This is a genomic window from Streptomyces sp. NPDC051109 (genome assembly GCF_044455885.1).
In the GTDB taxonomy this organism is placed as follows: Bacteria; Actinomycetota; Actinomycetes; order Streptomycetales; family Streptomycetaceae; genus Streptomyces.
Map to the genome: position 1 here is coordinate 75,533 of NZ_JBITFF010000011.1, position 25,513 is coordinate 101,045.

26 protein-coding genes are annotated in these 25,513 nt (G+C 71.8%); 8 read left to right on the forward strand and 18 right to left on the reverse strand.

The annotated features are described in order from the left end of the window. Positions 1-62: 62 nt before the first annotated feature. The 4 genes from ACIBAD_RS21195 to ACIBAD_RS21210 all read right to left on the reverse strand — a co-directional run bounded on the left by ACIBAD_RS21195 (position 63) and on the right by ACIBAD_RS21210 (position 3,573). The gene (locus ACIBAD_RS21195; RefSeq protein WP_134074699.1) at positions 63-746 is read right to left on the reverse strand and encodes a GNAT family N-acetyltransferase; all 684 of its coding nucleotides are present in this window, start codon (positions 744-746) and stop codon (positions 63-65) included. A 152-nt stretch (positions 747-898) separates the two neighbouring features. Continuing rightward, entirely contained in the window at positions 899-1,762 is an 864-nt protein-coding gene (locus ACIBAD_RS21200; RefSeq protein WP_398908026.1) for a MetQ/NlpA family ABC transporter substrate-binding protein, read from the reverse strand. Positions 1,763-1,852: 90 nt separating this feature from the next. After that, a complete protein-coding gene (locus ACIBAD_RS21205; RefSeq protein WP_134074701.1) occupies positions 1,853-2,521 on the reverse strand; it encodes a methionine ABC transporter permease in 669 nt (222 codons plus the stop codon). Continuing rightward, entirely contained in the window at positions 2,518-3,573 is a 1,056-nt protein-coding gene (locus ACIBAD_RS21210) for a methionine ABC transporter ATP-binding protein (RefSeq protein WP_398908027.1), read from the reverse strand. Before ACIBAD_RS21210 ends, ACIBAD_RS21205 begins: the two co-directional genes overlap by 4 nt. Positions 3,574-4,150: 577 nt before the next feature. On the opposite strand from ACIBAD_RS21210, the gene ACIBAD_RS21215 reads away from it, so the two are divergent. Both ACIBAD_RS21215 and ACIBAD_RS21220 read left to right on the forward strand, forming a co-directional pair. Continuing rightward, positions 4,151-4,519 (forward strand): hypothetical protein, encoded by a 369-nt coding sequence (locus ACIBAD_RS21215; protein WP_134074703.1) that lies wholly within the window; start codon positions 4,151-4,153, stop codon positions 4,517-4,519. 16 nt (positions 4,520-4,535) lie between these two features. Next, positions 4,536-4,949, forward strand: a complete 414-nt coding sequence (locus tag ACIBAD_RS21220; RefSeq protein ID WP_134075722.1) for a hypothetical protein — start codon at positions 4,536-4,538, stop codon at positions 4,947-4,949. A gap of 31 nt (positions 4,950-4,980) precedes the next feature. Here the strand turns inward: ACIBAD_RS21220 and ACIBAD_RS21225 are convergent, their stop codons facing one another. The 3 genes from ACIBAD_RS21225 to ACIBAD_RS21235 all read right to left on the reverse strand — a co-directional run bounded on the left by ACIBAD_RS21225 (position 4,981) and on the right by ACIBAD_RS21235 (position 7,419). Then, positions 4,981-5,487, reverse strand: coding sequence for a GNAT family N-acetyltransferase (locus ACIBAD_RS21225; protein WP_053688798.1), 507 nt, complete (start codon positions 5,485-5,487; stop codon positions 4,981-4,983). Positions 5,488-5,524: 37 nt separating this feature from the next. Continuing rightward, positions 5,525-6,040, reverse strand: coding sequence for a sigma-70 family RNA polymerase sigma factor (locus ACIBAD_RS21230; RefSeq protein WP_398908028.1), 516 nt, complete (start codon positions 6,038-6,040; stop codon positions 5,525-5,527). Positions 6,041-6,213: 173 nt separating this feature from the next. Further along, positions 6,214-7,419 carry a glycerophosphodiester phosphodiesterase gene (locus ACIBAD_RS21235; protein WP_398908030.1) on the reverse strand — a complete coding sequence of 402 codons (1,206 nt, stop codon included), beginning with the start codon at positions 7,417-7,419 and terminating at the stop codon, positions 6,214-6,216. Between the two features lie 303 nt (positions 7,420-7,722). Between ACIBAD_RS21235 and ACIBAD_RS21240 the strand changes: the two genes are divergently transcribed. Then, positions 7,723-8,352, forward strand: coding sequence for a lysophospholipid acyltransferase family protein (locus ACIBAD_RS21240; RefSeq protein WP_134074705.1), 630 nt, complete (start codon positions 7,723-7,725; stop codon positions 8,350-8,352). Positions 8,353-8,360: 8 nt separating this feature from the next. Here the strand turns inward: ACIBAD_RS21240 and ACIBAD_RS21245 are convergent, their stop codons facing one another. The 3 genes from ACIBAD_RS21245 to ACIBAD_RS21255 all read right to left on the reverse strand — a co-directional run bounded on the left by ACIBAD_RS21245 (position 8,361) and on the right by ACIBAD_RS21255 (position 12,009). Further along, entirely contained in the window at positions 8,361-9,836 is a 1,476-nt protein-coding gene (locus tag ACIBAD_RS21245) for a membrane-associated oxidoreductase (protein ID WP_398908031.1), read from the reverse strand. A gap of 68 nt (positions 9,837-9,904) precedes the next feature. Further along, positions 9,905-11,461 carry an MFS transporter gene (locus ACIBAD_RS21250; protein ID WP_398908032.1) on the reverse strand — a complete coding sequence of 519 codons (1,557 nt, stop codon included), beginning with the start codon at positions 11,459-11,461 and terminating at the stop codon, positions 9,905-9,907. After that, positions 11,458-12,009, reverse strand: a complete 552-nt coding sequence (locus tag ACIBAD_RS21255) for a TetR/AcrR family transcriptional regulator (protein WP_398908034.1) — start codon at positions 12,007-12,009, stop codon at positions 11,458-11,460. The genes ACIBAD_RS21250 and ACIBAD_RS21255 overlap by 4 nt, the downstream gene beginning before the upstream one ends. Positions 12,010-12,098: 89 nt before the next feature. On the opposite strand from ACIBAD_RS21255, the gene ACIBAD_RS21260 reads away from it, so the two are divergent. Both ACIBAD_RS21260 and ACIBAD_RS21265 read left to right on the forward strand, forming a co-directional pair. After that, complete coding sequence (locus ACIBAD_RS21260; protein ID WP_134074708.1) at positions 12,099-12,632, forward strand: HAD domain-containing protein; 534 nt, start codon at positions 12,099-12,101, stop codon at positions 12,630-12,632. A gap of 50 nt (positions 12,633-12,682) precedes the next feature. After that, positions 12,683-13,861 (forward strand): hypothetical protein, encoded by a 1,179-nt coding sequence (locus ACIBAD_RS21265; RefSeq protein ID WP_398908035.1) that lies wholly within the window; start codon positions 12,683-12,685, stop codon positions 13,859-13,861. Between the two features lie 156 nt (positions 13,862-14,017). On the opposite strand, the gene argH is transcribed toward ACIBAD_RS21265, so the two are convergent. Then, a complete protein-coding gene (gene argH / locus ACIBAD_RS21270; RefSeq protein ID WP_123515309.1) occupies positions 14,018-15,448 on the reverse strand; it encodes an argininosuccinate lyase in 1,431 nt (476 codons plus the stop codon). Positions 15,449-15,546: 98 nt separating this feature from the next. Next, a complete protein-coding gene (locus tag ACIBAD_RS21275) occupies positions 15,547-16,740 on the reverse strand; it encodes an argininosuccinate synthase (protein ID WP_398908036.1) in 1,194 nt (397 codons plus the stop codon). A gap of 176 nt (positions 16,741-16,916) precedes the next feature. Between ACIBAD_RS21275 and ACIBAD_RS21280 the strand changes: the two genes are divergently transcribed. From ACIBAD_RS21280 to ACIBAD_RS21290, 3 genes are read left to right on the forward strand one after another with little or no spacing between them, the layout of a single operon-like run. After that, a complete protein-coding gene (locus ACIBAD_RS21280; protein ID WP_398908037.1) occupies positions 16,917-18,425 on the forward strand; it encodes a hypothetical protein in 1,509 nt (502 codons plus the stop codon). Positions 18,426-18,433: 8 nt separating this feature from the next. Continuing rightward, complete coding sequence (locus tag ACIBAD_RS21285; protein WP_030157286.1) at positions 18,434-19,015, forward strand: pyridoxamine 5'-phosphate oxidase family protein; 582 nt, start codon at positions 18,434-18,436, stop codon at positions 19,013-19,015. 6 nt (positions 19,016-19,021) lie between these two features. Then, on the forward strand, positions 19,022-19,717 hold the full coding sequence (locus tag ACIBAD_RS21290; RefSeq protein WP_134075724.1) for a L,D-transpeptidase family protein: 696 nt from the start codon (positions 19,022-19,024) through the stop codon (positions 19,715-19,717). On the opposite strand, the gene ACIBAD_RS21295 is transcribed toward ACIBAD_RS21290, so the two are convergent. The 6 genes from ACIBAD_RS21295 to argC all read right to left on the reverse strand — a co-directional run bounded on the left by ACIBAD_RS21295 (position 19,704) and on the right by argC (position 25,425). Beyond that, positions 19,704-20,432, reverse strand: a complete 729-nt coding sequence (locus tag ACIBAD_RS21295) for a hypothetical protein (RefSeq protein ID WP_398908038.1) — start codon at positions 20,430-20,432, stop codon at positions 19,704-19,706. The two genes, ACIBAD_RS21290 and ACIBAD_RS21295, sit on opposite strands and share 14 nt — an antisense overlap. Before the next feature lie 84 nt (positions 20,433-20,516). Continuing rightward, positions 20,517-21,080: an arginine repressor gene (locus ACIBAD_RS21300; protein WP_134074714.1), complete on the reverse strand. Its 564-nt coding sequence runs from the start codon at positions 21,078-21,080 to the stop codon at positions 20,517-20,519. Between the two features lie 7 nt (positions 21,081-21,087). Beyond that, positions 21,088-22,299, reverse strand: a complete 1,212-nt coding sequence (locus ACIBAD_RS21305; protein WP_398908039.1) for an acetylornithine transaminase — start codon at positions 22,297-22,299, stop codon at positions 21,088-21,090. Beyond that, the gene (argB, locus tag ACIBAD_RS21310; RefSeq protein ID WP_134074716.1) at positions 22,296-23,246 is read right to left on the reverse strand and encodes an acetylglutamate kinase; all 951 of its coding nucleotides are present in this window, start codon (positions 23,244-23,246) and stop codon (positions 22,296-22,298) included. The genes ACIBAD_RS21305 and argB overlap by 4 nt, the downstream gene beginning before the upstream one ends. After that, positions 23,243-24,400 carry a bifunctional glutamate N-acetyltransferase/amino-acid acetyltransferase ArgJ gene (argJ, locus tag ACIBAD_RS21315; protein WP_134074717.1) on the reverse strand — a complete coding sequence of 386 codons (1,158 nt, stop codon included), beginning with the start codon at positions 24,398-24,400 and terminating at the stop codon, positions 23,243-23,245. The genes argB and argJ overlap by 4 nt, the downstream gene beginning before the upstream one ends. Beyond that, a complete protein-coding gene (gene argC / locus ACIBAD_RS21320; RefSeq protein ID WP_134074718.1) occupies positions 24,397-25,425 on the reverse strand; it encodes an N-acetyl-gamma-glutamyl-phosphate reductase in 1,029 nt (342 codons plus the stop codon). Before argC ends, argJ begins: the two co-directional genes overlap by 4 nt. Positions 25,426-25,513 lie beyond the last annotated feature (88 nt).

Below are 25,513 nucleotides of genomic sequence, written 5' to 3' on the forward strand. Positions count from 1 at the left end.
GCGGGGCCGGCGGGCGGGCCAGCCAGGCACGGTGAGACTACCTGGTCATCAGGTCGGCCCGGTCAGCTCCAGTCGGCGCCGACGGCGTAGCCGCCGGCGCCCGCCTGGGCGCCGCGGCCGTATCCGTAGTCGTCGTGGCCGTTGTATCCGTCGGACTCCGCCATGTCGTCGATGTCCTCGGGGAGCAGGCTCCAGACGATGAGGTCGGTACGGGTGTCCGTCCAGGAGCCGTCGGGGTTCTGGGTGCGCACCATCCACGCGTTGCGCAGGACGCCTTCGCTGATGCAGCCGATCTTCTGGGCCACTTGCTGGGAGGCGGTGTTGTCGGCGGCGGTGCGCAGTTCGAGGCGTTCGAAGCGCTGGTCGTGGAAGAGCCATTGGGCGACGGCGAGTACGGACTCGCTGGCGTAGCCCTCGCCGCGGGCCCAGGGGGCGGTGACGTAGCCGACCTCGGTGCTGCGGGTGCGCCAGTTGGTGTTCTTGAGGTGCACGATGCCGACGAGGCGCTGGGTGAGGAATTCGGCGACCGCAAAAACGATGCCTCTGCCCTCGGTGCGCTCCGCGTGGGACTGCCGGGTGGCCCAGGCGTGGGCGTCGGCGTGGGTGTAGGGGTGCGGTACCGAGGTCCAGGCGGTGATGTGCTCGTCGTTCATCATCTCGGCGAGCGCGGTGACGTCCTCCCCGTCGAAGGGGCGCAGCACCAGCCGGTCCGTGCTGATGGTGACGTCCGGGAAGGTGGTAGTCATGCGCAGCTCCATGCCGTTGCTGGACCTTTGTGCGGGCCGTAGGCACAGCATGCAGCATCGGCGGTGGGATGTGGCGGCCGGGTTGCCCGGAAGCGGGCAGCGCTCGGCCCCGCACGCCACTGGGGCGTACGGGGCCGATCAGCGGTTCGGGGTCAGGACTTCGGGGCGCCGAAGGCCGGGACGACCGAGCCCTGGTACTTGTCCTCGATGAACTTCTTGACCTCGTCGGAGCCCAGGAGCTTGGCGAGCTTCTCGATCCGCGGGTCCTTCTCGTGGCCGGCCTTCACCGCGAGGAAGTTGGCGTACGGGTTGCCCTCGGCCTTCTCCAGGACGAGCGCGTCCTTGGCGGGCGAGAGCTTGGCCTCCAGGGCGTAGTTGCCGTTGATGACCGCGGCGTCCACGTCGTTCAGGGCGCGCGGGACCGTGGCGGCCTCCAGCTCCTTGAACTCCAGGCCCTTCTTGTCGGTGATGTCGGACAGCTTGGCGCCGGTGCCGACACCTTCCTTGAGGGTGATCAGGTTGTTGGCGGCGAGCAGCTGGAGCGCGCGGCCCTCGTTGGTGGTGTCGTTGGGGACGGCGACGGTCTGGCCGGCCTTGAGGTCGGTGAGGGCCTTGACCTTCTTGGAGTAGAGGCCGAGGGGCTCCAGGTGCACGTTCACGACGGGCACGATGTGGGTGCCGTTCTTCTTGTTGAAGTCGTCGAGGTACGGCTTGTGCTGGAAGTAGTTGCCGTCGACCTGGCCCTGCTCGGTGGCGGTGTTGGGGAGCACGTAGTCCGTGAACTCCTTCACCTCCAGCTTGAGGCCCTCCTTGGCCGCCAGCTTGTCCTTGACGAAGTTCAGGATGTCGGCATGCGGGCTCGGGGAGGCCGCGATGACGAGCGGCTTGCTCTCGTCGACCTTGCCTCCGTCGGCCTTGGTGGAGGACGGGTCCGAGGAGCTGCCGCAGGCGGTGAGGCCGAGGGCGAGCGCGGCGGAGGCGGCGGCGAAGGCGGTGGCCTTGATGTTCTTACGCACGAAGAGTGCCTTTCTTGCTTTTCCGGATGGAGGCCCGAGCACGACAAGTGCGGGCTTTGGGGAGGGGGGTTCGGGGGCCGTGAGCCCGGTTCAGGCCGTCCGGCCGCGGCGGGCGAGGAGGCGTACCACGCCGTCGCCGATCAGCTGGATCACCGTGACGACGGCGATCAGGACCACGACGGTGGCGAGCATGAAGCCGGTCTCGAAGCGCTGGAAGCCGTAGGTGATCGCCTTGGAGCCGAGGCCTTCGCCGCCGACCGCGCCGGCCATGGCGGAGTACCCGATCAGGGTGATCAGGGTGGTGGTCACGGCCGCGACCAGCGAGGGCAGGGCCTGCGGGAGCAGCACCTTGCCCACGAGGGTGGGGACGCCGCCGCCCATGGACTCGACGGCCTCGATCAGGCCGTGGTCCACCTCGCGGACGGCCGTCTCGACGAGGCGCGCGAAGAAGGGGATGGCGCCGATAGCCAGCGGGACGATCATCGCGGTGGGGCCGATGAAGGTGCCGACGACCGCGGTGGTGACCGGGATCAGGGCGATCAGCAGGATGATGAACGGCAGCGAGCGGCCTATGTTCACGATCACGCCGAGGACCTTGTTGAGCGGCCGGTTCTGCAGGAGGCCGCCCTTGTCGGTGAGGACGAGGAGGATGCCGACGGGCAGTCCGCCGAGGACGGTCACCAGGGTGGACCACAGCACCATGTAGAGGGTGTCGTACGTGCCCTGGCTGAGCAGGGGCTGCATCTCGGACCAGGTCACTTGGCACCATCCTTGACGAGCTGTGCGAGCTCGGCGTCGGCGTCTTCGGGATCGTCGACGACGTCGACCTGCAGGCCCTGCTCACGCAGGAAGCCGACGGGCACGACGTTGTCCTCGTAGCGGCCGGGCAGCTCGATCCGCATGCGGCCGATCTGGCGGCCGGCGACGGTGTCCATCGCGGCGCCGAGGATCGAGATGTCGATGTTGTACGTCCGCGACAGCTGGGAGATGACCGGCTGGGTGGCGGCGTCACCGTGGAAGGTGACGTCGACGACCGTGCGGTCGGGCCCGGTGGCGGCGCCGCTGACGGGGAAGAGCTCGCCGGCGAGCTCGGAGCCGGGGGTGGCGAGCAGTTCGGCGACGGTGCCGGACTCGATGATCCGGCCCTGCTTCATGAGGGCGGCCGAGTCGCAGACGGTCTTGACGACGTCCATCTCGTGGGTGATGAGCAGGACGGTCAGGCCGAGCTGCTGGTTGAGGTCGCGCAGCAGCTGGAGGATCGAGCGGGTGGTCTCGGGGTCCAGGGCGCTGGTGGCCTCGTCGGACAGGAGCACCTTGGGGTCGCCGGCCAGGGCGCGGGCGATGCCGACGCGCTGCTTCTGGCCGCCGGAGAGCTGGCCGGGGTAGGCCTTGGCCTTGTCGGCCAGGCCGACGAGGTCGAGCAGTTCGAGGGCCTTGCGGGAGCGCTCGCGGCCGGAGACGCCGAGGATCTCCAGCGGCAGTTCGACGTTGCCCTGGACGGTGCGCGAGGACAGCAGGTTGAAGTGCTGGAAGACCATGCCGATGCGGCTGCGGGCCTCGCGGAGCTCCTTGCCGGCCCGCCGGCCGCGGCCGGCGAGCGCGGTGAGGTCGACGCCGTCGACGGTCACGGTGCCGGTGGTGGGGCGCTCCAGCAGGTTCACGCAGCGGATCAGGGAGGACTTGCCGGCGCCGCTCTGGCCGATGACTCCGTAGACCTCGCCCTCGCGGACGTGCAGATCGACGCCGTCCAGGGCGGTGACCTCGCGGCCACGGGACTGGTAGACCTTCGTGAGGCCCGATGTGGTGATCACAGGAATTCCGTCGCTGTCGAGTGCGCGGCGCAGCGGGGTGCCGGCACGGGGCATACATCTGGGGACGCGATACGGGTCGAACCGTCACAAAAAGTCGACGTCGACGCATGCGCGGGGCAGGAGCGGTCCGTGGGGTGTGGACGGGCTCGGCCGAATCTCGCTTCGGGGCGCGAGACGCAGGAGAGGGGCCCTCAGAAGGCGCACATTCGACACATACAACGAGCACCGGGCGTCATCGTCGCCTCGGTCGCAAGGGTGCGGCTGCTCGTCGTGGTCATGGGCCCAAGTAAAGCAGACGCATCCCGTCACCGATCAAAGCTGTCCGGATAGCGGACGGAATCCGGCCGCATATCGGACAACATCGGTCAGCCCCGGCCGTCCGTCGGCACCCTCGCATCCCTGCCACTGACCTGCACGGACACGGCCGGAGGGCCCGTACGGTCCTGCCCGCGCCGGGCTCGGCGACGGTGTGCGCTGTGGTCAAGGCCACGGTCCGGGCGCCGGTCCCTGCCCGCCCGCGAAGCCCGCGGCCAGGGGCGCGCGCACCGGGCCTTTCGGCCCGTAATACCCTCGCTGCATGCTCGACGCCCTGACGGTCGCCCTCGGCGCGGCCGCACTCGCCCTCGCCGCCTGGTGCGGTTTCGCCGCGCTGCGGGACCAGCCCACCAAGGACTGGCACTTCATCGGCATGGGCGTGGTGACCCTGCTGGCCCTGGCCCAGCTGGTGGTCGGCGTGGTGAAGCTCGCGCAGGGCGGCAAGCCCGACGAGGGCACGGTGATCTTCGTGGCGTACCTGGTGGGCGCCTTCGCGGCGGTCCCGGCCGCCGGGCTGCTCTCGCTGAGCGAGCGCACCAGGTGGGGTTCGGTGACGGTGGCCGCGGGCGCACTCGTCCTCGCCGTCCTCGAAGTACGCCTCTACGACATCTGGGGGACCCCCGGTGCCTGACACCACCGACACCGACATGACCGCGGACCCGGCCGGCCCGGCCGGGCGCAAGCGGCTGGTCTCCGGGCCCGGGCTGCTGCTGGTCTGGCTGTACGGGGTGATCACGGTCGGCGCGGTCTCGCGCTCGGTCTACCAGATCTCCACCGAGTTCGACCGGGCCCCGCTGCCGTACACGCTGACCGCCGTGGCCGCACTCGTCTACTGCTTCATCACGTACTCGCTGGTGCGCGGCGGGGAGACGGCCCGCAGGGCGGCGCGCGCCTGCTGCGCCGCCGAGCTCGCCGGGGTCCTCGTCGTCGGCACCTGGACCCTGGTGCGGCCCGAGTCCTTCCCCGACTCGACGGTGTGGTCGCAGTTCGGGATGGGCTACCTGTTCATCCCGGTGATCCTGCCGATCACCGGGATGCTCTGGCTGCGCGCCAAGCGCTGAGCGTCAGGGGCTGAACGTCAGACGCTGAACGTCAGGCGCTGACCGCGAAGTCGGCCGCGTCGGTGGCCTCCTTCTCCAGGATGACCAGGCGTACGCCGTCGGAAGCCGTGCGGCCGCCGACCTGTACGTATCCGGCGTTGCGGTAGAGGCGCAGGTTGGACTCGCTCTTGTGGCCGGTGTGCAGCCGGAAGCGGGTGGTCTCGGCGCGGCCCGCGAGGGCCTCCTCGACGGCGCGCAGCAGCCGGGCGCCGAGCCCGTGGCCCTGCAGGCGAGGGTGGACGCAGAGCTTGGCGATCTTGCCGGTGCCGTCCTCGTCGACGCTGCCGCGCACGGTGCCGACCACCTCGTCGCCGAGCCGGGCCACGAGCACCGTGTCCGACTCCAGCTCCGCCTTGAGGGAGTCCAGGGTCTGGGTGAGCGGCTGGATGCGGTAGTTGCCGTACAGCTCGGCTTCACGCTGGAACGCCAGGTACTGCAGTTTGAGGATCTGCTCTGTGTCCTCGGCAGCTGCCGCCGAAATGGTCACGCTCATGCCCATGTGCGCATGCCTCCCGCTCACCTGGTAGCCCATTGGTCTACCGCTCCCTTCCCCGAAGGCGAGGAGCCGCAACCTCTGACGCGAGCATTCTGCGCAGACATCCCAGGCAACGGGAACGCACGGGTCCCAAACTTCCTTGTGAGATACCCAACTCTCCTGCGATTTCACGGTAAGTGAGGTCTCTGGGCGAAAGAAGTGCCCCCATGAGCTCCGGACACCGTCCGGGCAATCGGGCGACGGCCGATCGGAGGGCCCGGTTCTCCTCCCCGTGCAGCAGGGCGTCTTCGGGTTCGGCGCCGGTGCTGCCGGGCCGGCAGCCGTACGGGATCTCGCGACGGGCGCGGCGCCGGGCGAGCCGGGCTTCGGCCCGCACCGCACGGCGCAGCCAGCGGGCCGGTTCGGCGGGGGCGGGGTCGTGTTCCAGCAGCCTGACCCAGACGGCTTGTTCCAGGTCGGCCGCTTCCACTCCGGCGCCCGGGGCCTCCGCGGCCGCCTCGGCGGAGAGCAGCGGGCCCAGTTCGTTCAGGAGGTCGGCGTCCTTCAGCAGGTCCATGCCGGGCGGGACGCGCGGGCCGTGCCCGGCGGTTTCCACACCCGGCACAGCCCACCCGTACGTGATATTCCGCTTATCTATTGACGGTGCGGGCCTTGTCTGTTGACGGTGTGCCGGCCGCGGTGTTGGCCGGATGCCGTCCCCGGGGTTGGCCGGATGCCGTCCCCGGGTCCTCAGCGGCCGCGGCCCGGGCGGAAGGCCTCGGCCGCGAGCAGTCCGGTGTCCGCGTTGTCCGTGAAGATGCCGTCGATGCCCTGCTCGAAGTACCTCTTGAAGGCGCCGAAGGCGTCCCCGTACGCGTTCGGGTCGGTGCCCTTGCGGTACTCGGCCGGCAGGAAGGTGTTCTCGTTGCGCGCGGTGTAGGGGTGCAGCACCAGCCCCCGGGCGTGGGCGTCCTGGACCAGCGTGGTCGGGGCGCCGAGCCCGCCCGACGCGTCGCGCGGGAGGATCAGGTCCATCGTCGGGCCGATGCCCTGGGCGAATCCGGCGATCCACTTCAGGCCCTCGGACTTGACCAGGTCCGCCACCGTCCGCGGGTCCTTGGCCTGTTCGAAGTCCCAGGGCCGGGTGCCGGCTGCGGACAGCAGGACCACGCGCGGCGCGGAGACCAGCCGGGACAGCCGCTGGATGCTGGAGGGTTCGAAGGACTGCAGGAACAGCGGGGCGCCCAGGCCGTCGCGGCCGTAGCGGCGCAGCAGCTTGGCGAGGGGCTCTTCGAGCCCGAGGCCGAGCGACCGGAAGTACGTGGGGTGCTTGGTCTCGACGTGCAGCCAGACGCGCTTGCCGCGCCGCCTGCCCTCGCGGTCGGCCCAGCGCAGTACCTCTTCGAAGGTGGGCACGTCCCACCGGCCGTCGTAGAGCGTGTTGCGCTGGCGGACGGCGGGGATGCGTTCCTTCGCCCGCAGGGTCTTCAGCTCGGCGAGGGTGAAGTCCTCGGTGAACCAGCCCGTGACCGCGACCCCGTCGACCGTCTTGGTCGTACGCCGGGAGGCGAACTCGGGGTGGTCGGCGACGTCGGTGGTGCCGCCGATCTCGTTCTCGTGGCGGCACACGAGGTGGCCGTCCTTGGTGGGCACCAGGTCCTGCTCGACGACGTCCGCGCCCAGGTCGAGGGCGAGCTGGTACGAGCCGAGCGTGTGCTCGGGCCGGTAGCCGCTGGCCCCGCGGTGGCCGATGACCAGCGGGACGGGGAGGTCCCGGTAGCCGCCGCCGTGTCGCAGGTCGGCGGCGTACGCCGCCTCCGCCGCCCCTGCCGCGTCCGCGGCCTGCGCCGCCGGCGCTGCCGAGGCGGATCCCGCCGAGAGCCCGGCCGCGCCGCCGCCCGCTGCCAGGACGGCCGCCCCCAGGACCGTGCGCCGTGCTGCCCCACCCTGCGTCATGAATGCCACTCCAGTCGTCTGAGAGGGCCCGGCGGTACCCGGATTCTGCGGGTCCGAGCGGCCCGGTTCGGCGTGCCGATCGTAGGCAGCCGCCGGTGGCGCGGGGATGGGCCTGCGGGGAACATGGCGCAAACGTGCGTCAACACTGCGTATCCACCTCGTGAACCCGATGTGCACTCGGAGCTGACCCGCGAGTATCGTCCTCACCTGCACTACCCCCGTGTGGTGCGAAAATCGCGTTTCGATGCCGGAGGGCTCACGTTGTTCCGTACATCGCTCATCAAAGCCACTGTCGGACCGGTCATGCGCATGATGTTCCGCACCCGTGTGGAGGGCATCGAGAACATCCCGGGCACCGGTCCGGTGATCCTGGCGGGCAACCACCTCACCTTCATCGACTCCATGATCCTTCCGCTGGTGTGCGACCGTACGGTCCACTTCATCGGCAAGGACGAGTACGTGACGGGCAAGGGCGTCAAGGGCCGCGCCATGGCCTGGTTCTTCACCGGGTCCGGCATGATCCCGGTCGACCGTGACGGCGCCAACGGCGGCGTCGCCGCCCTGATGACCGGCCGCCGCATCCTCGAAGAGGGCAAGATCTTCGGGATCTACCCCGAGGGCACCCGCTCCCCCGACGGCCGCCTCTACCGCGGCCGCACCGGCATCGCCCGCCTGACCCTGATGACCGGCGCCCCCGTGGTCCCCTTCGCGATGATCGGCACCGACAAGCTCCAGCCGGGCGGCAAGGGCATGCCGCGCCCGGGCCGGGTCACCGTCCGCTTCGGCGAGCCGATGGAGTTCTCCCGCTACGAGGGCATGGACCGCGACCGCTACGTGCTGCGCGCCGTCACCGACTCGGTGATGGCGGAGGTCATGCGGCTCTCGGGCCAGGAGTACGTGGACATGTACGCCACCAAGGCGAAGGCCGCGTAGCTCCGCTCCTACTGCCGTTGGAGTGACCGGCTGACGCCCGCCGCGGTCGTCGTGGCGAGGACCCAGCCGGTCACGATCAGCACGTACGAGAGCCACTGGTACCAGCCGCTCGGCGCGAAGGCGCCCTCCTGGCCGAAGCCGACGATCGGCAGCATCAGGTCGATCGTGTAGAACACCGGGTTGAATTCCGGGGCCTCCCCCGCCTTGAGCTCCCTCGGCGGGTGCAGACCGTACGCGATCGAGCCCGTCAGCAGCAGGGCCGCCAGCCAGCCCGCCGCCCGCAGCGGCCGGAAGCCGTAGCCGACGGTGGCGTCCTGGAGCAGGCCCCAGGCCCTGGCGTGCCGGGGCAGGGTGCTCCGGTGCTCGCGCAGCTTGGCGAGCTGCACGGTGCGGGCGCCCGCCTCGTCCCCGGCCGTGCGGTAGGCCGCCGCGAGCTGCTCGTACGCGTACGGGAGGTACCCGGTCTCCTCCCGCTCCAGCGCGGGCAGCCGCTGCTCGGGCGGCAGGTGCGGGGCGAGGGTGCGGTACGTGAGGCCGTCGATGCGGATCTGCTCGGGCCATGTCTGCGGCGGCATGTGCAGCAGGTCGAACTGGGAGCGGCGCAGGTTCACCCCGCCGCGGATGGTGTCGCAGGACCGCAGCCACACCTCGCCGATCACGCAGCTGGAGGCGCGCAGGGCGACGCCGCCGGGGTTGGCGAGACGGGCGTATGCGAGGTTGAGCTGGCCGGGTATGCGGGAGCCGGTGAGGTTGACCCGGCCCCGGGCCTCCAGCCGCATGGCCCGCAGGTCGGTGCCGACGGACAGGGTCTCGGCGTGCAGGGCGGTTCCGCCGGGGGCGAGCAGGCGGGCGCCGTCGAGATTGATCTGACCGCCGACGGTGGCGCCGTTGATCCGGGTCTGGCCGTGGACGGTGAGTTCCATGGCGATGACGTCGGTGCCGATGGCTGCGTGGTTGAACTGGAGCGGGGCCTCCGCGGCCTCCTGCTGCGCGTCCGGATCGCCGAGGACGGCCCGCCGGAGGAAGAAGCCCCCGGATATCCGGGCTCCTTGGAGCCGCACCGGTCCGGTGATGCGGCAGCAGGACAGCCGCAGGTCGAGGTCGACGCCGAGGGTGGCGGCGGTCAGGCCGGGCAGCGCCGAGTCGGACAGTACGAGGGCGCGCAATCGGGCCCCGTAGAGCAGGGGTTTGCGCTCGAACCAGCAGGCGCGCAGCCGGATGGCGTGCTCGACGACCGCGTACTTGAGATCCAGCTTGCCCGTGATCCGGGCACCTCGGACATTGAGTCCGGGAACCTGTCCCGCCGGGGTGACCCGGTTGAGCAGCAGGGCGCTGAGCACCTCGGCGCGCAGCGTCCGCTCGGGCCCCCACTGCGCGCCGCCGAAGCCGTTCTCGTCGGGGTGCTCCCTGAAGTCGACGCCCTCCCCGCGCGGGAAGGCTTCCCATACGCGGCGTTCCGCCGGGGTCAGCTCGTTGATCTCCATCGCGGGGATGGTGTCCTGGGTGTCAACGGACTGTCAACTCCGTTCAGAGCACCTTCCCTTGAGGGGGATCAGTGCGTGGGGCCGTCCTGGAGCTTCTGCCCCCTGAGCAGGAACCAGGCCGCGACCGCCGTCGCCAGCAGCACGGCCGCGCCCACGCCGGAGGCGAACCGCAGGCCGTCCACGAAGGCGTCCTGGGCGGCGGCGACCATGGTCTGCGCGGTCGCCGGGTCCACCGCCTTGGCGGCCTCGACGGCGCCGCCCAGCGATTCGTGCGCGGCGTCGGCGACCGGTGCGGGGACCGAGGCCGGGGCGGTGAAGCCCTGGTAGACGCCGGTGACGACGGAGCCGAGCAGGGCGATGCCGAGCGCCGCGCCGAGTTCGTACGCGGTCTCGGAGACGGCCGAGGCCGAACCGGCCTGCTCCTTGGGGACGCTGGAGAGGATCACGTCGGCGGTGACGGTGAAGGAGAAGCCGGCACCGAGGCCGACGACCAGCAGCGCCGCGCCGAGCAGCGGGTAGGCGCTCTCCTTGTGGATCAGGGTGAGCGCACCCAGGGCGAGCCCGATGGCCGCGAGGCCGCCGGTCACGATCGACCGTACCGAGTACCGGCGGGCGTAGCGGCCGGCGACCAGGCCGGTGACCACCGCGCCGATGGCGGCGGGCAGTTCGGCCAGACCGGCCTCCAGCGGGTCTCGGCCCTGGACGAGCTGGAGGAACTGGGAGAGGAAGAAGACGAGGCCGGACAGGCCGAAGACGGTCAGCAGGTCGGCGAGGACCGCACCGGAGAAGCCGCGGTGCTGGAAGAGCCGCATGTCGAGGAGCGGCGACGGCAGGCCGAACTGGCGGCGGACGAAGCCGTACAGGCACGCCGCGCCGAGGACGGCGGAGACCGCGACGCCCCAGGTGATGCCGTGGGTCGCGATTTCCTTGACCGCGTAGACGACGCTGATGACGCCGACGAGCGAGAGGGCGACGCTGAGCAGGTCCCAGGGTCCGGCGACCGGGTTCTTGGATTCGGGCAGCAGCTTGCTGCCGACGAGGACCAGGGCGATCATCACGGGCAGGTTGATGAGGAAGACCGAGCCCCACCAGAAGTGCTGGAGCAGGGCTCCGCCGACGACGGGACCGATGGCCGCGCCGGCCGAGGCGGTGGCGCCCCAGATGCCGATGGCGAGGCTGCGCTCCTTGGGATCGTGGAATATGTTGCGGATCAGTGCGAGGGTCGAGGGCATCAGCGTCGCGCCCGCCACGCCGAGCAGCGCCCGGGCCACGATCATCATCTCGGGGCTGGTGGCGTAGGCGTTGAGCACGGAGACGGCGCCGAAGGCGGTGGCCCCGACCAGGAGCAGCTTCTTGCGGCCGATGCGGTCGCCGAGGGAGCCCATGGAGACGAGCAGGCCGGCGATGACGAACGAGTAGATGTCGCCGATCCACAGCAGCTGGGTGCCGGACGGCTTGAGGTCTTCGCTGAGGGAGGGTGTGGCGAGACCGAGCACGGTGGCGTCCACCGCGACCAGCAGGACGGCCAGGACGAGCACGGACAGCGCCAGCCAGCGCCCCCTGCTCCCCTTGGCCCCGCTCGCCTCCGTCCCCTGCCCCTGCGTCAGCTGGTCTGTGCGGCTCATTTCTCCACGCTCCGTCGTGCGCCACCGAGCAGCAGCTCGATGATCATGTACTGGAAGTCCTTGGCTGCGACCCGGCCGTCCATGACGGCCCAGGCGCAGGTGCCGATGAGGCCGTAGAGGGCCTCGGTGAGCCAGGCGGGGCTCAGGTCGATCCGGATGTCGCCCTCCTGCTGGCCGCGCCGGAAGAGCGCACTGACGCGCGCGTCGAGCCGGGCCCATCCCTCGTTGACCTGGTCACCCTCGAAGAGCTGGTTCTCGGTGACGAGGAAGGCCAGCAGCTGGGCGTCGTGCTCGGCCTCGCCGACGAGCCGGCGCAGGGCCTCGACCGCCGTGCCCTCGTCGAGGCGGGCGTTGTCGAAGGCGGCCTCGAACCGGCGGATGCCGAGTTCTTCGAGGGCCCGTACGAGGGCGTCGCGCCCGGCGAAGTGCCGGTGGAGGGTCGCGCGCCCGATGCCTGCGGCGCGGGCGACCTCGTCCATCGTGGCAGTCGATTTGCGGGAGAGCAGGGCTGCCGCGTCGCGGAGCACCTGGTCACGATCCATGGCCATGAGACAAGCATACCCCGAATGAGACGCGAGTGTCTCACGCGGGGCAAAAACGAGCTGCCGCAGGGCAGCCGGAGAGGAATCCTCACCCCATGAAGCCACTGCTGCTGATAGACGTGGACGGCCCGCTGAACCCGTACGCGGCCAAGCCCCAGCGCCGCCCGGCGGGGTACACCACCCATCGGATGCGGCCGACCGGTTGGACGGAGGCCGAGAGCCGGCGCCCGCTCCGGGTCTGGCTGAATCCGGACCACGGCGCGGAGCTGCTCGCCCTGGCCGGCTCCTACGAGCTGGTCTGGGCCACCACGTGGAAGGACGAGGCGAACGACTGGATAGGGCCGCACCTCGGCCTGCCGCGCCTGCCGTACATCGACTGGCCGCAGATGCACGGCCGGGCCCCGCGCGGCACCTTCTGGAAGACGCAGTACGTCCTGGAGTACGCGGGCACCCGCGAGTTCGCCTGGATCGACGACGACATCAGGGAACCGGACCGCGAGTACACGGACCAGCGCCACCCGGCGCGGGCCCTGCTCATGCGCATCGACGAGCGGATCGGTCTCACGCAACCGGACTTCGACGCGCTCGCCCGCTGGGCCGCTAACGGACGCACCGTCAAGGTCACTTAGCATGATCATGCCACTCCTGACCATGTCCGCAGTCCCGACGAAAGCGACCCATGCACATCCAGCGGATCCGGCGGATCCTCGCCACGACTGCCGCCCTCGCCTGCCTCGCCACCCTCCCCGCGTGCGAGGGGGGCGCAGACGCCGCCCCGCCGGCGGCTCCCCCGTCCGCCCCGCCCGAGGGGCCCCTCACCGAGGCGCAGCGCTACGTACGCCAGTACGGCTCGTGCGAGGAGCTGAGCACGGCACCCGACGACCCGCGGCTGGCGGCGGACGAGATCACGAAGGCCGGAGAGTGGTCCGTGACCGCACGCGGCGTCTGCAGCGACAAGCCCGAGCACGGGGAGATCGTCCTGTCCGTCCCCTCGGACATGCGCGAGTTCCAGACGCGCTACAAGCAGTACGTCATGGACCGGATCGCCGGAGGCGACGGCGCCTACGGCCTCAACAGCCGCATCCTCGTCGGCAAGGGCTTCGTCGCCACCCCGACGCGTACGAAGACGGCCCTCGCGCTGGTCCGCTCCGAGCTGCGCGTCCTGACCTGCAACCCCACGGCCCCGGTGCCCAAGGGCTACAAGCGGGAGGCGGCCTTGGTCGAAGGCTGCCAGCTCAGCGACTTCGTGGGCAGCACGGACGGCTCGGGCAGCCCGAACCTCGAAACGCCGCAGGACCCGGGGGCCGGGGCCACCGAGAAGCCCGGCCAGCCGAAGACCGGCAGCCTCGGGCTCGCCCGCGCGGGCGGCATCGCCGAACTGCGCAAGCTCGTGGGCAGCAGCCTGAGGGAGTGCGAGGAGCACTTCTCCACGGACCCCGAGGCGGTGGCCGTCGAGTCCATCGACTACCAGCCCGTGGTGAAGGGGAAGGCGCTGGACTGGGGGATCACGGGCCGCGCCCTGTGCGGCCGCCCGGCGGGGGCGCAGCGCGCCGTCAACCTGAGCTGGCTCGACACCGTCGGGGACATGGGGAAGCTGCAGACCAAGGCGAAGGCCGCCCAGCTGGCCGAACTGAAGGAGGCCGGAAAGCTGCGGGCCACCACGAGCCTGCTGCTGGTCGGCGAGAACATCGCGGTGGAGACCAACGACCCGGATGCCCGGTTCGGCCTATACCAGCAGCAGTTCCTCTACCTGAACTGCGCGCCCGGGTTCTCCGCCCCGTCCGGGTACCGGCTGGAGAAGGCGCAGGTCGAGGGCTGCGTCCTGACCAACTACGAGCCGGAGCACCCGGTGCGCTGAACACGCGGGCACCGACACGACGCAGGGGCGGCCGGAGCATGGGCTCCGACCGCCCCTGCGGGCATCCCGCGGCGTGCGGGGGTGCAGGGCCCGGGCCCCGGAGGGCCGGGCGTGCGGGCCGCATGGCCGCGGACGTACGGGCGCAGCGCCGTGCGGCTACTGCTTGTGGGTGGCCCAGGCGTGCTGGATGACCAGGTCGGCCTTGAGTTCCGCGAGCTGCTTGGCGACCGCCGAGGGGGCTGTGCCGCCGCGTCCGTTGCGGGAGGCGAGGGCGCCCGGCACGTTGAGGACCGTACGGACCTGCGGGGTCAGGTGCTCCGAGATCTTCGCGAACTGCTCGTCCGTGAGCTCGTCGAGCTCGATCCCGAGCGCCTCGCACTCCTTGACGCACTCGCCGGCCACCTCGTGCGCGACGCGGAACGGCACGCCCTGCTTGACCAGCCACTCGGCGATGTCCGTGGCCAGGGAGAAGCCGGCCGGGGCCAGCTCCTCCATCCGCTCCCGGTTGACCGTGAGCGTGGCCATCATGCCGGTGAAGGCCGGGAGCAGGACCTCAAGCGTGTCGCAGGAGTCGAAGACCGGCTCCTTGTCCTCCTGCAGGTCCCGGTTGTAGGCCAGCGGCAGCGCCTTCAGCGTGGCGAGCAGGCCCGTCAGGTTGCCGATGAGCCGGCCCGACTTGCCGCGAGCCAGCTCCGCGATGTCCGGGTTCTTCTTCTGCGGCATGATCGACGACCCGGTCGAGAAGGCGTCGTGCAGGGTCACGAAGGAGAACTCCTTCGTGTTCCAGATGATGATCTCCTCCGCGATCCGGGACAGGTTGATCCCGATCATCGCGGTGATGAAGGCGAACTCGGCGACGAAGTCGCGCGAGGCGGTGCCGTCGATCGAGTTGCCGACCGAGCCCCGTTCGAAGCCCAGGTCGGCGGCGACCGCCTCCGGGTCCAGCCCCAGCGAGGAGCCGGCCAGCGCACCGGAGCCGTACGGGGAGACCGCGGTCCGGGTGTCCCACTGCCGCAGCCGCTCCGCGTCCCGCGACAGCGACTGCACGTGGGCCAGTACGTGGTGCGCGAAGAGCACCGGCTGCGCGTGCTGGAGGTGGGTCCGGCCCGGCATGGCCACGTCGTGGTGCGTCTCGGCGAGGCCTACCAGCGCGTCCTGGAGGTCCGCGATCAGGCCGCCGACGATCCGGGCGTGGTCGCGCAGGTACATCCGGAACAGGGTGGCCACCTGGTCGTTGCGCGACCGGCCGGCGCGCAGCTTGCCGCCGAGGTCGGCGCCGAGCCGCTCCAGGAGGCCCCGCTCCAGGGCGGTGTGCACGTCCTCGTCGGCGATGGTCCCGGTGAAGGAGCCGTCGGCGACGTCGGCTTCGAGCCGGTCCAGGCCGGCGATCATGCGGTCGAGCTCGTCCGCCGTGAGCAGGCCCGCCTTGGCGAGCACGCGGGCGTGGGCACGGGATCCGGCGATGTCGTACGGCGCGAGGCGCCAGTCGAAGTGGACCGACGCGGACAGCTTCGCGAGGGCCTCGGCGGGGCCGTCGGCGAACCGGCCGCCCCAGAGCCGGACGTCACCACCGTTGTTGCTGCTCACAGCTGCTGCTCCTCAGGAATGCGTGCGTGGATGTGCGTCGGCCTCCCCGTCGCGGAGGATACGGGGAGGCCGACTTCGTACTGCGTAACGAGTCGGGCTCAGGCCAGGTCGCGGCGCGCCGCGATCTTCGACGAGAGACCGAAGATCTCGATGAAGCCCTGGGCCTTGGACTGGTCGAAGGTGTCGCCCGAGTCGTAGGTCGCCAGGTTGAAGTCGTACAGCGACGCGTCCGACCTGCGGCCGGTGACCACGGCGCGGCCGCCGTGCAGGGTCATCCGGATGTCGCCGGTGACGTGCCGGTTGGCCTCGTCGACGAAGCCGTCCAGGGCCCGCTTGAGCGGGGAGAACCACAGGCCGTCGTAGACCAGCTCGCCCCACCGCTGCTCGACCTGCCGCTTGTAGCGGGCCAGTTCGCGCTCGACGGTGACGTTCTCCAGCTCCTGGTGCGCGGTGATCAGCGCGATCGCGCCGGGGGCCTCGTACACCTCGCGGGACTTGATCCCGACGAGGCGGTCCTCGACCATGTCGATCCGGCCGATGCCCTGGGCCCCGGCCCGGGCGTTGAGCTGCTGGATCGCCTGGAGCACGGTGACGGGCCTGCCGTCGACGGCGACGGGGACGCCCTCCTTGAAGGAGATGACGACCTCGTCGGCGCCGCGCGGCTCGGCGGGGTCGGCGGTGTACTCGTAGATGTCCTCGATCGGCGCGTTCCAGATGTCCTCCAGGAAGCCCGTCTCGACGGCGCGCCCGAAGACGTTCTGGTCGATGGAGTACGGGGACTTCCTGCTGGTCGCGATCGGGAGGTTCTTGGCCTCGCAGAAGGCGATGGCCTTGTCCCGCGTCATGGCGTAGTCGCGGACCGGGGCGATGCACTTCAGATCGGGGCCGAGGGTCTGGATGCCGGCTTCGAAGCGGACCTGGTCGTTGCCCTTGCCGGTGCAGCCGTGGGCGACGACGCCCGCGCCGTGCTTCTTCGCGGCGGCGACCAGGTGCTTGGCGATGACCGGCCGGGAGAGCGCCGACACCAGCGGGTAGCGGTCCATGTAGAGGGCGTTGGCCTTGATCGCCGGAAGGCAGTACTCGTCGGCGAACTCGTCCCTGGCGTCCGCGACCTCGGCCTCGACGGCACCGCAGGCGAGGGCCCGCTTGCGGATGACGTCCAGGTCCTCGCCGCCCTGGCCGACGTCCACGGCAACGGCGATGACCTCTGCGCCCGTCTCCTCGGCGATCCAGCCGATGGCGACGGAGGTGTCCAGTCCGCCTGAATAGGCGAGTACGACGCGCTCGGTCACGGGCTTCTCCTTACGGGCTCCAGCGGTACATCCACCTGCAGGCATAACTATGCACTGCTCCGTATGTATCGTCAATCGAGCTGGGGGGTGCACCCCCGCGACCAGCGCGGATATCAGGGGCGCCCCTTCCGGCACCGGCCTAGGATCGACGGCCTGGGCCACTTCGGGAGGGGCACATGGGAGCCGGTGCACGGCAGCAGAGCGCAGACGGCCGGGCCGCGGCGGCGGGTCTGCTGCACCGCGGACGCTTCGGGATCGGCGGCGTCGGCCGCCCCGCCCTCCCGGCCTCCTGGATCGCCTTCGACGCGGAGATCCGGCGCAGCCGATCCCCCCGGTGCCCGGGGCCGCGCGGCGCCGCCCGGATCGAGGTGCGCCTGTGCCACCCGGACGGCCGGGTCCGCGAGGCCGCGCTCCACGACCGGAAGCCGCCGCTGCCCCTCGTCGCGATCCGCTGCGCCGACTGGGTTCCGGCGGTACGCGACCGCGCCCGGCGGGTACTCGCCGAGGCACTGGCCGCGCGCCCCGCGGACACCCTGATCGCCCTGACGCCCCTCGTGCTGCGGCTCGGCGGGCGCGAGCAGGGCGCGTGGGCGCTGGAGCTGTTCGAGACCGCGCTGAGCGCGCCGGAGCCGGTGCTCGCGCCCTACTGGCGACCGGCGCGGCCCGCGCGGTGGGGCCGGGCGGCGCGGCCCGCGCGCACGATGACCGGCGAGGAGCCCGACACCGTGCTCGGCTGGCTGCGGCGCAGCGGGGACCTGCCGACCCGGCGGTTCGCCACCCGCATCACGCTCGGCGCCGGGCTGTTCGGCGTACGGGAGCTGGCCCGGCGGGCCGGCCAGGAGCAGGACCCCGCGACGGCCCGGCTGTGGGCGGACGCGGCGCTGGCCGCGCTCGCCGCCGACGGGCCCGACGACGAGGCGATCGACTCCCTGCTGCGCGGGCACATGCCGACGGTCCGGGCCGGCGGGGTCACCGCCCTGCGGCGGGCCGGGCGCTGCGCCGAGGCCCCCCACCACCTGGCCGACCGCTCCGCGCTGGTACGGGCCTGCGCGCGCTGGCTGGTCAAACAGGACGGCGGCGACCCGTACGCCCTCTGCCGCGCCCTGGTCGAGGACCCGGCCCGGGTGACCGCGTACGCCGTGGCCGGCTTCGCCGAATGCGCCCGGCGGATGGACGCACCGCTGCTGCGCGCCCTGCTGGACCACCCCGCGGGGGCCGTTCGGGCGGCGGCGGTCGCCGGACTGCGCGCGCTGGACACCACCGACGTGGACCTGCTCCGGCCGCTGCTCGACGACCCGTCGGCCACGGTCGCCCGGGAGGCCGCCGTGAGCCTGGCCGAGGTCGCGGCGCGGCTGCCCGCCGAGTGGCTGCTGGAGCGGATCGCGCCCGGCCGCCCCGCGCACACCCGCCGGGCCGCCTACCGCGTACTGCACGCCCGCGGCGGCGTCATCGGGCTGCGGGCCTCCGTGGATCTGCTGACGGACGCCGATCCGGGACTGCGCCGGCTCGCCGCCCAGCGCGTGCAGAGCCTGTGGTCCCCGTACGGGCCGCCCGCGCTGCCGCGGCACGATCCGGAGGTGGGCGCCCTGCTGGACCGCTGCACCGGGCTGTTCAGCGCGTACGTCATGGAGCGGATGCGCTCACAGCTCGGAATCGCCCTCACGGCATCCGGCCCGACCGGATAATGATCCACATGGGAAAGCTCTACGAACGCATAGACGGCAGGCTCCGCACCTTCATCGAGGAGCAGCCGGTCTTCTTCACCGCCACCGCCCCGCTCGCCGGGGACGGCCACGTCAACCTCTCCCCCAAGGGCCGCGCCGGAACGCTCGTCGTCATCGACGAGCAGACCCTCGCCTACCTCGACTTCGGCGGCAGCGGCGCCGAGACCATCGCACACGTCCGCGAGAACGGCCGGATCACACTGATGTGGTGCGCGTTCAGCGGCCCGCCCAACATCGTGCGCATCCACGGCGAGGGCGAGGCCGTCTTCCGCGACGACCCCCGCTGGGGTGAGCTGATCGGCCTGTTCGGGGCGGCCGACGGGCCCTCGGCGCGGGCGATCATCGTCGTGCACGCCCGCAGGATCGCCGATGTGTGCGGGTACGCCGTCCCGTTCATGGAGTACCAGGGCGAGCGCACCCTCCACGCGGAGTACTTCGGCCGCAAGACGGACGAGGAGTTCGGCGCGTACTGCGAGAAGAAGGAGTTCATCGGATCGAGTGTCGACGGCCTGCCTGCGCTGCCGCTGCCCCTTCCGCCCCGTACCGTCTGACATGTGCTGCGTACCGCTCTCGCCACCGGCTCACTGATCGTCACCAGCCTGCTCGCGCAGGGCCCGTACGAGTCGGCGCCGCTGCCCGCCCGCCTCGCCGACACCGGCGGCGGCAGCCAGCTCATCACCGCCGTGGCGCCCGCACCCGGATCCACCACCGGGCGGCTGACCTGGTGGGACCGCCGGGCGGGGCGCTGGTACGAGGCAGGCAGCGCCGAGGCGCGCTTCGGCGCGAACGGCCTGACCGAGGGCGCGACCCGCACCCAGGGGACGAACACCACGCCGACGGGTCTGTATGGGCTCCCGTACGCCTTCGGGATCCGGCGGGCGCCGGCCGGGACGGAGTTCCGCTACCGGCGGGTGACCCCCGACTCCTGGTGGTGCCAGGACAACGCGTCGGCCGCGTACAACCGGTGGACCGAGCCGCTGCCCGCCGACTGCGCGCCCGGCGAGGCGGAGCACCTGGTCACGTACGAGAAGCAGTACGCGCACGCGCTGGTCATCGGCTTCAACTACGGGCAGCCGGTGCACGGCCGCGGCGCGGGCATCTTCCTGCACGTCAACGGCAAGGGGGCGACGGCCGGTTGCGTGTCCGTGCCGGAGCGGGCGATGCGCGCGGTGCTGCGCTGGGCCGATCCGCGGCGCCGCCCGCACATCGCCATCGGGACCGGGGAGGGGCCGCTCGCCGTCACCCGCTACTGAGGTGCGCGCCGGTCGCGGCCGGGGTCCGGCGGCGGCGCGGGCGGCCCCGGTTGCGGCCGCGCCGGGTCCGCAGGCGGCTCACCCTCAGTCGGCGGATGGCCTCCGGATCACGGACGTCCAGGGCCTGGAGCGCCGGATGCGGCGGCCCGAGGCGCGCGGCCTCCAGAGCGTCGGCGTCCTTCTTCCAGCCGGACCCCCGGGCCCGGTTGTATACGGGGAACCAGATCACCTGGGCGATCAGCCCGGTCCACGCGGCCCAGGCGGCCGTCCATTCGGCGTCGCCGTCGGGCTGCAGCGACATCAGGCCGAAGACGCAGAAGAGCATCTCGGCCAGGACCAGGTAGAGCCCCGGTTTCGGCGCGCCGGCGGGTTCGCCGACCGTGAGGAGTTCCGGGCGGGCCCGGCGGAACTCCCGGAGGGCGGTCTCGAACTCCTCGTCCCGCAGCACGAGGCTGCCGAGGGTGGCGGGTGCGCTGCGGCGCCGCAGGGCGGCCAGCACGGCCTCGGGCAGCGGATGGCCGGGGGTACGGGCGGGGTCCGCGGCGGCCGGGGCGGGGCTCAGGTTGCCGCGGCGGTTGACGGTGACGAGCCCGTCCAGGACCAGTTGGGCGGCGGCCGCCTGGACCGCGTCCTTCGGCCACCAGCGTTCCAGGGCCGCCTGGTACGGGTCGGCCAGGACGACGGCCCACCGGTCGAGGGCGCGGCGGTGTCGCACGGCGGCGCGGCGGCGGGCGGTACAGCGGATATCCGCCCCGCCGCACCGGACCTGACGGCCCGTGGAGCCGGCCCCGGGGGGCGGTCAGCCCTCCTTCTGGGCCAGCCTCAGCAGGTGGTCCGCCAGCGCCTGGCCGCCCGACGGGTCACGGCTGATCAGCATCAGCGTGTCGTCGCCGGCGATCGTGCCGAGGATCTCGCGGAGTTCGGCCTGGTCGATCGCGGACGCGAGGAACTGGGCCGCGCCCGGCGGGGTGCGCAGGACGACGAGGTTCGCGGAGGCCTCCGCCGAGATCAGCAGCTCGCCGGAGAGGCGCCGCATGCGCTCCTCCTTGGCCGACTCGCCGAGCGGTGCCTGCGGGGTGCGGAAACCGCCCTCGCTTGGCACCGCGTAGATCAGCTCGCCGCCGGTGTTGCGGATCTTCACCGCGCCCAGCTCGTCGAGGTCGCGGGAGAGCGTCGCCTGGGTGACGCTCAGCCCGTCGTCGGCGAGCAGCTTGGCGAGCTGGCTCTGCGAACGGACCGGCTGCCGGTTGAGGATGTCCACGATCCGGCGGTGGCGGGCGGTGCGGGTCTGCGGAACGGACGGGCCGCCCCCGGACTCGGTCCGGGGGGAGCCCCAGTCCTCGTGGTCCTGCGCGTGGCTCATCGTCGTCTCATTCCCCGGTGTGTCCGTCCCCGTTGGCTGCGTCGAGGATGCCGGGCAGGGCCCGGACGAACGCGTCCGCCTCGGCCTCGGAGAGTACGTACGGGGGCATGAGCCGTACGACGTCGGGGGCGGGCGCGTTGACCAGGAAGCCGGCATCCTGGGCCGCCTGCTGCACCTGCGGTGCGAGCGGCCCGGTCAGCACGATACCCAGGAGAAGGCCTTCACCACGGACATGGGAGACCAGCGGGTGGCCGTTCCCCTCGCGGAGGCCTTCGATTCCGGAGCGCAGCCGCTCCCCGCGCGCCTTGACCCGGTCGAGCAGTCCCTCGGCGGCGATGGTGTCGATGACGGCGAGGCCGGCGGCGCAGGCGACGGGGTTCCCGCCGAAGGTGGTGCCGTGCTGGCCGGGCTGGAGCAGCTCCGCCGCCGGCCCGAAGGCGGCCACGGCGCCGATCGGCAGTCCGCCGCCGAGACCCTTCGCGAGAGTGACGAGATCGGGCTCCACGCCCTCGTGGGCCTGGTGCTCGAACCAGTGGCCGCAGCGCCCGATCCCGGTCTGCACCTCGTCCAGGACGAGCAGGGTGCCGGTGGCCCGGGTGATCTCCCGGGCGGCCGTCAGATAACCGGCCGGAGGCACGACGACGCCGTTCTCACCCTGGATCGGCTCGATGACGACGAGCGCGGTCTCCTCGGTGACGGCGGCCCGCAGGGCCTCGACGTCGCCGTACGGGACGTGCGTGACATCGCCGGGCAGCGGCAGGAACGGGCCCTGCTTGTTCGGCTGGCCGGTGAGCGCGAGGGCGCCCATGGTCCGGCCGTGGAAGCCGCCGTCGGTGGCCACCATGTGGGTCCGCCCGGTCAGCCGGCCGATCTTGAAGGCGGCTTCGACGGCCTCGGCGCCGGAGTTGCAGAAGAAAATCCGGCCGGGGCGGCCGAAGAGCTGGAGCAGCCGCTCGCCGAGCGCGAGGACCGGCTTGGAGGCGTAGAGGTTGGAGACGTGGCCGAGGGTGGAGACCTGGCGGGTCACGGCCTCGACGATCGCCGGGTGGGCGTGGCCGAGGGCGTTGACCGCGATGCCGCCGACGAAGTCGGTGTACTGCTTGCCGTCAGCGTCCCAGACCTGGGCGCCTTCGCCGCGTACGAGGGCCAGGGCGGGCGTTCCGTAGTTGTTGGTCAGCGCCCCCTGCCAGCGGGCGGCGTACTCCTGGTTGCCGGTCACGCGGGTTCCCCTCCCTGTGCCTCGGGCTGTGCGTCGGGCACGACCATCGTGCCGATTCCCTCGTCGGTGAAGATCTCCAGCAGGATCGAGTGCGGCACCCGCCCGTCGATCACGCGGGCCGTGCTCACCCCGCCGCGGACGGCGTGCAGGCAGCCCTCCATCTTGGGCACCATCCCGCTGGACAGTTCGGGCAGCAGCTTCTCCAGCTCGCTGACGGTGAGGCGGCTGATGACCTCGTCGCTGCTCGGCCAGTCCGCGTAGAGGCCCTCGACGTCCGTGAGCACCATCAGCGTCTCGGCGCCCAGCGCGGCGGCGAGCGCGGCGGCCGCCGTGTCGGCGTTCACGTTGTACACGTGGTGGTCGTCGGCGCTGCGCGCGATGGAGGAGATGACCGGGATCCGGCCGTCCGCCAGCAGCGCCTCGATCGCACCCGTGTCGATGGCGGTGATCTCGCCGACCCGGCCGATGTCGACGAGCTCGCCGTCGATCTCCGGGGTGTGCCGGGCGGCGGTGATGGTGTGGGCGTCCTCGCCGGTCATGCCGACGGCCAGCGGCCCGTGCTGGTTGAGCAGCCCGACCAGCTCGCGCTGGACCTGGCCCGCCAGGACCATCCGTACGACGTCCATGGCCTCGGGGGTCGTGACGCGCAGGCCCGCCTTGAACTCGCTGACCAGGCCCTGCTTGTCGAGCTGCGCGTTGATCTGGGGGCCGCCGCCGTGCACCACGACCGGCTTGAGGCCGGCCTGGCGCAGGAAGACCACGTCCTGGGCGAAGGCGGCCTTCAGGTCCTCGTCGATCATGGCGTTGCCGCCGAACTTGACGACGACGACCTTGCCGTTGTGCCGGGTGAGCCAGGGCAGGGCCTCGATGAGGATCTGCGCCTTGGGCAGCGCGGTGTGCTTGCGCGCGGTGCCGGCGCCGGGCTGCCCGGCCTTCTCGTCGCTCATGAGCTGTACGCGCTGTTCTCGTGGACGTACTCGGCGGTCAGGTCGTTGGCCCAGATCACGGCGGACTCGGAGCCGGTGGCCAGGTCGGCGGTGATGCGGACCTCGCGGTCCTTCATGGAGACGAGGTCGCGGTCCTCGCCGACCGAGCCGTTCTTGCAGACCCAGACGCCGTTGATGGCCACGTTCAGCCGGTCCGGGTCGAAGGCGGCCCGGGTGGTGCCGATGGCGGAGAGCACCCGGCCCCAGTTGGGGTCCTCGCCGTGGATGGCGCACTTGAGCAGGTTGTTGCGGGCGATGGACCGGCCGACCTCGACCGCGTCGCCCTCGGTGAGCGCGCCGACGACCTCGATGCGGATGTCCTTGCTGGCGCCCTCGGCGTCGCCGATCAGCTGGCGGGCGAGGTCGTCGCAGACGGTCCGTACGGCCTCCGCGAAGGCCTCGTACGCGGGCACCTGGCCGGAGGCCCCGGAGGCGAGCAGCAGCACCGTGTCGTTGGTGGACATGCAGCCGTCGGAGTCGACCCGGTCGAAGGTGGTGCGGGTGGCGGAGCGCAGCGCCTTGTCGAGGGTGGCGCTGTCCACGTCGGCGTCGGTGGTGAGGACGACGAGCATGGTGGCCAGGCCCGGGGCGAGCATGCCCGCGCCCTTGGCCATGCCGCCGACGGTCCAGCCGTCCTGCGCCACGGCGGCCGTCTTGTGCACGGTGTCGGTGGTCTTGATGGCGATGGCGGCGTCCTCGCCGCCGTCGGCGGAGAGGGCCGCGACGGCGGTGTCGATGCCGGGGAGCAGCTTGTCCATGGGGAGCAGGACGCCGATCAGGCCGGTGGACGCGACGGCGACCTCGCCGGCGTTGTGCCCGCCCCCCAGCGCCTCGGCGGCCTTCTCGGCGGTGGCGTGGGTGTCCTGGAAGCCCTTGGGACCGGTGCAGGCGTTGGCTCCGCCGGAGTTGAGGACGACCGCGCTGACGACGGAGCCGCGCAGGACCTGCTCGGACCAGAGCACGGGTGCGGCCTTGACGCGGTTGGAGGTGAAGACGCCCGCCGCGGCCAGCCGCGGACCGTTGTTGACGACGAGGGCCAGGTCCGGGTTGCCGTTCGCCTTGATCCCGGCCGCGATGCCCGAGGCCGTGAATCCCTGTGCTGCCGTGACGCTCACGGTGCCACTCCGATCGAAGAAAGACCCAGGCCCTCGTGGAGGCCGAGGGCGATGTTCATGCTCTGCACCGCGCCGCCGGCGGTGCCCTTGGTGAGGTTGTCGATGGCGCTGATCGCGATGATCCGCTGTGCGGACCCGTCGTACGCGACCTGGATCTGAACGGCGTTGGAACCGTGCACGGACGAGGTCGCCGGCCACTGCCCCTCGGGCAGCAGGTGTACGAAGGGCTCGTCCGCGTACGCCTTCTCGTACGCGGCGCGCACCGCGTCGGCGGTGGTGCCGGGGAGGGCCTTGGCGGAGCAGGTGGCCAGGATGCCGCGCGACATCGGCACGAGGGTCGGCGTGAAGGAGACGGAGACCCTCTGCCCGGCGAGCGGGCTCAGGTTCTGCACCATTTCGGGGGTGTGCCGGTGCCCGCCGCCCACCCCGTAGGGGCTGACGGATCCCATGACCTCGGAGCCGAGCAGGTGCGGCTTGAGCGCCTTGCCGGCGCCGGAGGTGCCGGTGGCGGCGACGATCACGGCCTCCGGCTCGGCCAGCTGCGCGGCGTACGCCGGGAACAGGGCGAGGGTCACGGCGGTGGGGAAGCACCCGGGAACCGCGATGCGCTTGGACCCCTCCAGCGCGGCGCGGCCACCGGGCAGCTCGGGGAGCCCGTACGGCCAGGTGCCGGCGTGCGGGGCCCCGTAGAACGCGTCCCAGTCGGCGGAGTCCTTGAGCCGGTGGTCTGCGCCCATGTCGACGACGAGGACGTCCTCGCCGAGCTCGGCGGCAACGGCGGCGGACTGCCCGTGCGGCAGCGCGAGGAAGACCACATCGTGGCCGGCGAGGACCTCGGGCGTGGTCGCCTCCAGGGTCCGGCCGGCGAGCGGCACCAGGTGCGGCTGGAGGCTGCCGAAGAGCTGTCCGGCGTTGGAGTTGCCGGTCAGCGCGCCGATCTCCACCTCGGGGTGGGAGAGCAGCAGGCGCAGGACTTCTCCGCCCGCGTATCCGCTCGCTCCGGCCACCGCTACACGTACCACCATCGGACCCTCCTCCTCGATGGCATGACTATACGTATCGCCGCAGTTTTATGCAAAGCTTCGCGGTGATCGCTCTGCGGGCCCCGCCGGA